This is a genomic window from Planomonospora alba (genome assembly GCF_039534085.1).
GTDB lineage: Bacteria > Actinomycetota > Actinomycetes > Streptosporangiales > Streptosporangiaceae > Planomonospora_B > Planomonospora_B alba.
Genome location: NZ_BAAAUT010000117.1, coordinates 1 through 6,898 on the forward strand (window position 1 = coordinate 1; position 6,898 = coordinate 6,898).

Consider the following 6,898-nt stretch of genomic DNA (forward strand, 5'->3'; position numbering starts at 1 on the left):
CGGGGCGGCCCTTTCTGTTTTCGGGGTGTGGGGGGTCGTCTTCCGGGGCGGCCCCTTCTTGTTCTCTCCGCGGGCGTTCGAGGGCCGGGCGGCTCGCCTTCCCGAAGTCCACTGCCGGAAGGGAAGCTTCCCCTGCCGGATGATCCGGCAGGGGAACCCCTGGATCCGATGGAGGGCGGTGCCGACGGTCCGGCCGGAAGGGCCGGGTCAGGGAGTGACGAACAGGGCGTCGCCCACGGTCCGCTCCCGGCCGTCGGACGGCCGGTTCACGACCTTGTGTCGGACGACCATCGCGGTGGACCCGCCACCGTCGAAGTTGATGGCCTGCTTGGCTCCCAGCCAGCGCATGATCTGCGCGGCCTCCACCATCGAGGCACCGACGGAGACGCCGGGGTTGCGGCCGTCGACCGTGACCAGGATCAGACCGCCCGACCTGTCGACGCCGACGATCGTGCGCGGGTGGCGCCGGAGCATCATGTTGACCGAGGCGTGCCCGTCGGCCGCCGCGGTGATCCGGACCCGGCCGTTCCTGAGCAGGCCGACGCCTCCGCCCATCACGTACGTCTCCGGCGTCAGCGGTACGGCCCTGCCCGTGCGCAGGTCGACGACCTTGGTGTCGATCCGCAGGGTCCAGGTCTCCCACGCGTGCTCGTACAGCCAGTCGGCCATGGTGCCGGTGCCGTGGAGCACCTGGTGGCCCCGCGGGACGGCGCCGCCGGCGGCGCGGACCTTGACGATCCTGCCGCGGGCGTCGAACACGACCTCGGTGCCGCCGTCAGCGGCGGTCTTGGCGCCGAACTCCTCGGTGTAGAGGACGAGGTCCTCCGCGCCCGCGGCCCGGTTCACGCCCTTCACCTCGATCCGCGCCCCGTCGGAGGAGATCGCGGTCACCGCGGCCCTCAGTTCGGTGATCCGGGCCTTCCTGCCGGTGATGACGAGGGCGCTGCGGCCGGGGACGCCTTCGCTGAGCAGCCTCCCGCCCACCACTGAGACGCCCACCGGGTCGCCCTGGAGCGCTCTGGCGGTGTGGATGTTGAAGAACCCGCCGTTGACGCCCGCGATGGCCTTCACCTGCTTGGACATGGAGGAGGTGGTCTCGCGCTTGGCCACGCTGGAGCCGACGCTGGTCCGGTAGGAGCCCTTGAAGGTCCTGGGATCGACCATCACCACCCGCATGTCCCAGGGGCCGGTGGTCTGGTCGCCGTCGTCGCCGAGATAGTCGGTCTTGGCCCGGATGCCGGCCTTCTTGAGCTCCTTGACCGTCTTGTCGGCCTTGGCGCGCTGCTTGAGCGTCCACAGTCCGATCCGGACCATGTACCGTTCGACGGCCGGGGCGTCCGCCGCGGCGGGCTGCACGATCTTCAGGACGCTGGGGGTGAAGCCCGCGGCCTCGGCCGCCGCGGCCACCGTCTGGGCGGTGGAGAGGGGGCCGTTGTCGTGCCCGTTGGGCATCAGCAGGGACACGGTCCAGCCCTGGGTGGGTTTGCCGTGCGTCACGTTGAAGAGGTCGACCCCGGGAGCCACCGTTCGCTGGGTCTTGGTCGTCGCCCCGGCTGTGCCGAGGGGGAAGGCCGAAGAGGGGAAGGCCGAACCCGCCCGCTCCGCCTGCGCTGGAATCGCCGTGGCCGTGACGGCCACGGCCGTGAGCCCGACGATGAGACGTCGTGACATTCGTGTATCTCTCTCCCCGTAGGTGACCTTGTCGCGGTGCACCATGCTGCCGAGATCCACCTGCGGATGAAGGCGAAACGCGGGAAACGGCCTAAGAAAGTGATGTTTCTCAGATGAGATCGCACGAATGGCTCGCATTCGGTGGCAAACCGGTGGCGAACCCGTGGCGGGTAACGGGTGGTGCGGGCGAGCCGGCAGGGCTTCGGGCGGCCCGGTCCGGTACGGCGGGCGCCGGTCCACCGGTCCATCAGTGTCCCGGCGGATCAGCTGCGGATCCGCCGGGACCGTACGCTCCGGGGGTCAGGAGCGGGGGGCGTCCCGGCGGAAGGACTCCAGCGCCAGCAGGGCGACGTGGAGGGAGAGACAGGACTCCACGTCGTCGAGATCGGTGTCGAGGACGCGCTCCAGCCGGCGGAGCCTGTCGTAGAAGGCCGGCCGGGACAGGTGGGCCTTCTGCGCCGCCACGGCCTTGTTGCGCCCGGAGTCCAGGTAGACGCGGAGGATCTTGGTCAGGTCGCCGCCGCGCTGCGCGTCGTGGGCCAGGAGCGGCCCGAGCTCACGCTCGGCGAAGGTCTGCAGCCGGGCGTCGTCGCGCAGCAGGTGGAGCAGGCCGCGCAGCCGCAGGTCGGGCAGGCGGTAGAAGGCCCGGCCGTCGGGTTGCCGGACCGCGACGTCGGCGACCTGCTCGGCCTCCAGGAAGCTGCGCCGTACGTCGCGGACGCTCTCGACGACCGAGCCCGCCGCGAGGACGAAGGGCGCGGCGAAGGCGGCGCGCAGGCGGTCGGAGAGCACGGTCAGCGCGGGTTCGGCGAACGTGCGGGGCGGCAGGGGGAGCAGGACGCCCACGCGGCTCTGGTCGAGGGCGCCGACCAGAGCGGGGAAGCGGGCGGCGCGGCAGGCCGCCGCGGCGGCCTCGGCCAGCTCGCCGAGCAGGGCGAGCTGCTCCGGGCCGTCGGCCGGGCTCTCGGGCGACTCGGTGAGGCGGAGCACCGCGCTGACCAGCTTGCGTCCGGTGAGGGGCACGCCGACCGCGCGGGCCCGGGCGGCGGCCTCGTCGGGGTCGGCGTAGGCGTGGCTGAGGATGCCGGAGATGATCGTGCCGTGGGCCTGGCGCTCCAGGGACTCCTGGTGCCGCTCCAGCAGGCGGCCCAGGGCGAGTGTGGTCGCGGCGCGTTCGGCGAGCACGATGTCGCGGGGGCTCGGCTCGGCGTCGCAGAGCAGCACCAGCCGGCCCCAGTCCTGGCCGCGGGCGCCGACCATGGTGACCAGCCAGCCGGAGGAGGCGTCGTAGGCGGTGCGCCGGTCGGAGGCCACCGCGCGGGAGCGGCTCTCCCAGCTGGCCAGCAGCGTGCCCGTGTCGTGCCCGGCCGACTCGCAGGCGAGCACCTGGTGGGCGAGGTTCTCCAGCAGCACCGGGCGGCCGGAGAGGCGGGAGACCTGGGCGAGGATCTCCGCGGGGGAGGCGCCCTCGACCGACAGGGCGGTGAAGACCTCGTGGAGCTGCTCGGAGGCGCGCAGCTCCTCCAGCTGGCGGTCGATGATCCGGGCGTGCACCGCCTCGGTGATCTGCACGAACGGGGTCTCCCTGGCCAGCGTGACCAGCGGCAGGCCGTGCTCCTCGGCGGCGGCGACCACGGGCCGGGGGAGCTCGCCGATGAACTTGCGGCCCAGCTCCACGATCAGTCCGGCCGCGCCGACGGCGGCGAGCTCGGCGACGTAGCCGGCGAGCTTGTCGGGGTCGTCGGGCAGGGCGATCCCGGTGGTGAGCACCAGCTCGCCGCCGCGGAGCAGGTGCGCGATGTCGGTGACCTCGCCGATGTGGACCCAGCGCACCCGTGTGTCCAGCCGGTCGGCTCCCGCGACGACCCGGGGGATGCCCCGGCGGACGGTGTCCAGGGCGAGGACGTCGGAGATGGTGGGCAGCACTCACCGAGAATAGCTGATCAGTATGTAAATATGCCTGCCTGGTGCTTTACGTTATGTCCGCCGGGTTCTCCGGGCTTCCGGGGTGGCGGGCGCGTCCTGCTCCAGCCGTACCTTCATCCCGTCGAGCAGGCAGGTCAGGCCGAAGTCGAAGCTGATCGCGCGGGTGACGTCCACGTCATGGCCGGTGTATCGCTCGTAGCGCTCGAGGAGCTCGGGGTGGTCGCGGGCCGCCTGGCGCACGGTCTGGTGCATGGCGGCCGCCAGTTCCTCGCTGCTCAGCCCGGAGCGGTCGATCGTCGTGCGCCAGGCGATCTCGGGCGCGATCGCGCCGAGGACGTAGGAGAGCAGGGCGGAGGACGCGTAGTCCAGGGACATGCCGGTGAAGCCGGCCTGCTCGAAGACGGCCGCCATGCGGGTGGACAGGCGCATCGCGTTGGGGCCGATGGACGGCCTGGTGCTGATGAGGGGGATCGCCCAGGGATGTTTGAAGAGCGCCTCGCGCAGGCCGTAGGCGAACCGCACGGCGGCGTCCTGCCAGCCGACGGTCTCCGGGTCGGGCAACGGGACCTCTCCGTAGACCTCGTCCATGACGAGTTCGAGCACCTCGTCCTTGTGGGCGACGTGCCAGTAGAGGCTGGTGGCACCGGCGCCGAGCCTGGCACCCAGCCGGCGCATGCTCAGCGCGTCCAGGCCCTCGGCGTCGAGCAACTCCAGCGCGGCGCGCACGATCTGGCCGCGGCTGAGCGTGGGGCTGCTCTTGGAGGCGCGGGGCTGCCGGGTCCAGACCGAGTCGAGAGGCTGCTGCACCCTTCCAGGATAAATGCACTCGCACGCCGTGCGATTATCGTCGTACAGTGTGCGAGTGAAATCGAACACCGTACGAGAAGAGGCGGACCCGAGGCGCTGGTGGATCCTCGTGGTGCTCTGCCTGAGCCTGCTGGTCCTGGTCGTGGACAACACGGTCCTGAACCTGGCCATCCCCTCGCTGATGACCGACCTCGGCGCGAGCCCGTCGGACATCCAGTGGGTCCTCGACGCCTACATCCTGGTCTTCGCCGGGCTGCTGCTCACCGCGGGAGGACTGTCCGACCGGTACGGGCGCCGGCGCTTCCTGGTCATCGGCCTGGTGCTGTTCGGCGGGGCCTCCGCGCTCGCCGTGGTGGTCACCGAGCCCTGGCACCTCATCGCCGCCCGCGCGCTGATGGGCGTCGGCGGCTCCATCCTGATGCCCAGCACGCTGTCCATCCTGATCACCGTCTTCGACGAGAGCGAGCGCCGCACGGCCATCGCGGCGTGGAGCGCGGTGGCCATGGTCGGCGTGATCGCCGGTCCCACCCTGGGCGGCCTCCTGCTGGAGCACTACTGGTGGGGCTCGATCTTCCTGATCAACGTGCCCGTCGCGCTCCTGGCCGTCGTGGCGGCGGTGCTGCTGATGCCCGAGTCCCGCGGTCCCGCCCGCAGACTCGACCCGCTCGGCGCGCTGCTGTCCACCGCGGGCATGGCCGCACTGGTCTTCGTGATCATCTCCGCCCCCGCGGAGGGCGTGACCGCGCCCCCGGTGCTCACCGCCGCCGCGCTGGCCGTGCTCGCGCTCGGCGCCTTCGTGGTCTGGGAGCGCCGCTGCGAGCACCCCATGCTGCCGCTGGAGCTCTTCCGCAACCGTGACTTCAGCGGCTCGTCCTTCTCGATCGTGCTGATGTCGTTCGGCACCGGCGCCCTGCTGCTGATGCTCACCCAGTACCTGCAGTTCGTGCTCGGCTACGAGCCGATGCGGGCCGGGCTCGCGCTGCTGCCGTACGCGGTGGCCGCCGCGCTGTTCAACGCGGTCGGCGCCGGTCTGGGGCGGAAGGCGAGCAACCGCGCGCTCATCGCGGGCGGCCTGGGCGTCATGGGCCTCGGCTTCGGCGTGCTCGCCTTCATGACCGCCGACAGCGGGTACGGCATGCTGATCACCGGTCTCGTCGTCATGGGGATCGGCGGCGGTCTGGCGGGACCGGCGGCCTACGCGACGCTGATGGGCGCGGTGCCCCCGGCGCACGCGGGGGTCGGTTCGGCGCTGAACGACACCGTCCAGCAGGTCGGCATGGCGCTGAGCGTGGCCGTGCTCGGCAGCGTGCTGGCCGGGGTCTACACCTCCTCGATGCCCGCCGGGGCGCCCGCCGCCGCGCGCGACTCCATCGCCGGCGCGCACCTGCTCGGTGACCCGGCCGTGCTGGAGGCCGCACGGGAGTCGTTCGTCTCGGCGATGTCCTTCGGCTCCTGGGTGGGCATCGCCTTCTGCGCCGCCGCGGCCGCGGCGGCCCTGGCGGTGATCCGCCCCGCGCCGCGCCCGGCCGCGGCGCCCGAGGAGGAGCCGGTGGAGGTCTGAGGCCCGGCGTTCCCGCGGCGGTGGCGCTGCGGACCCGGTCCTCCCGCGGCGGCGCCCGGCCGCCGCGGGAGACGGCCCAGTACTCCCGAAGACATCCCACAGTGCTAAGCGTCAAGCATCAGCGCTGATGCCTGGCTCTTATGCGGTGCGGCGCCCGCCGCGTCGTTCCGGCCAGGGCCAGTCCAGGGTGAGCGACTCACCGACGGCCAGCGCGTGCCAGCGGCTCGCGCTCTCGTCCAGCCGGCCGAGGATCCCGACGACCTCGGCTTCCGTGACGCCGATCTCCCCAAGCGCCGTCTCGGCGTCGTCCGGCATGGGGAGGCGGCCGGTGTGCACCAGCCACGCGGTCAGTGCGACGCCCGCCAGCTTCTCCGACAGGGCGATGTCGGCTCCGGACACGCTGTTCCTGCGGGAGCTGCGGCGCGTGCGCCGCCGCGCCTGACGGCGGTCCCGGGGCTGGTCGGCGAGCTCGAAGGTGTGTGCGTCGCCGCCGGCCGCGAGCTGGCCGAAGATGCCGTTCCTGAGTTCCCAGTGGCATTCCACGATGAAGTGGAGGAGGTCGTGCGGAAGGTAGGGGTCGTATCCGGGACCGGGGTCCATCACCAGCGGCGGCGCCAGCTCGCGGTCCACCGTTACGCGATAGCGACGTTCCGCGGTGCGGGTGAAGGTGACCTGCATGCCACGACGGTAACTGGAACCGTTGCGCACGGGAAACTCGTTTTCCGCCAGTGCCGACCCGATGCTCTTGAGGCGACCTCCATGGTTGAGCGTCAGGCAGCGGCACTGATCCGAGCACCCCAGGCGTGGTGTTCGTCATAATGGGCGTGGTGGCGCAGGCAGCCGTGGTAGATGCCGACCAGGCGGTTGGCCAGCACTCACAGGGCCGCATGATGGCCGGCTCCGGCGGCGCGGTGCCGGTCGTAGAGGGTGCGG

At 72.0% G+C, this 6,898-nt stretch carries 5 protein-coding genes and 1 pseudogene; 1 reads left to right on the forward strand and 5 read right to left on the reverse strand.

Annotated elements, in window-relative coordinates:
• Positions 1-207 precede the first annotated feature (207 nt).
• The 3 genes from ABD823_RS33925 to ABD823_RS33935 all read right to left on the reverse strand — a co-directional run bounded on the left by ABD823_RS33925 (position 208) and on the right by ABD823_RS33935 (position 4,404).
• Positions 208-1,671, reverse strand: a complete 1,464-nt coding sequence (locus ABD823_RS33925; RefSeq protein WP_344866973.1) for a phosphodiester glycosidase family protein — start codon at positions 1,669-1,671, stop codon at positions 208-210.
• 300 nt (positions 1,672-1,971) lie between these two features.
• A complete protein-coding gene (locus tag ABD823_RS33930; RefSeq protein WP_344866975.1) occupies positions 1,972-3,597 on the reverse strand; it encodes a PucR family transcriptional regulator in 1,626 nt (541 codons plus the stop codon).
• Between the two features lie 51 nt (positions 3,598-3,648).
• Positions 3,649-4,404 carry a TetR/AcrR family transcriptional regulator gene (locus ABD823_RS33935; RefSeq protein ID WP_344866977.1) on the reverse strand — a complete coding sequence of 252 codons (756 nt, stop codon included), beginning with the start codon at positions 4,402-4,404 and terminating at the stop codon, positions 3,649-3,651.
• A 55-nt stretch (positions 4,405-4,459) separates the two neighbouring features.
• Here ABD823_RS33935 and ABD823_RS33940 point away from each other — a divergent pair, with 55 nt between their 5' ends.
• Positions 4,460-5,965, forward strand: coding sequence for an MFS transporter (locus ABD823_RS33940; RefSeq protein WP_344866979.1), 1,506 nt, complete (start codon positions 4,460-4,462; stop codon positions 5,963-5,965).
• A 138-nt stretch (positions 5,966-6,103) separates the two neighbouring features.
• Here ABD823_RS33940 and ABD823_RS33945 read toward each other — a convergent pair whose 3' ends face one another.
• Together ABD823_RS33945 and ABD823_RS33950 are read right to left on the reverse strand one after the other, a co-directional pair.
• Positions 6,104-6,643 (reverse strand): hypothetical protein, encoded by a 540-nt coding sequence (locus ABD823_RS33945; RefSeq protein WP_344866981.1) that lies wholly within the window; start codon positions 6,641-6,643, stop codon positions 6,104-6,106.
• Positions 6,644-6,735: 92 nt separating this feature from the next.
• A pseudogene (locus tag ABD823_RS33950) lies at positions 6,736-6,898 on the reverse strand (IS110 family transposase); the annotation flags it as partial.

Bases quoted from the DNA above. Each gene is read 5' to 3' on its own strand.
- ABD823_RS33925 (WP_344866973.1), bottom strand. From the start codon at position 1,671: ATGTCACGACGTCTCATCGTCGGGCTCACGGCCGTGGCCGTCACGGCC.
- ABD823_RS33945 (WP_344866981.1), bottom strand. From the start codon at position 6,643: ATGCAGGTCACCTTCACCCGCACCGCGGAACGTCGCTATCGCGTAACG.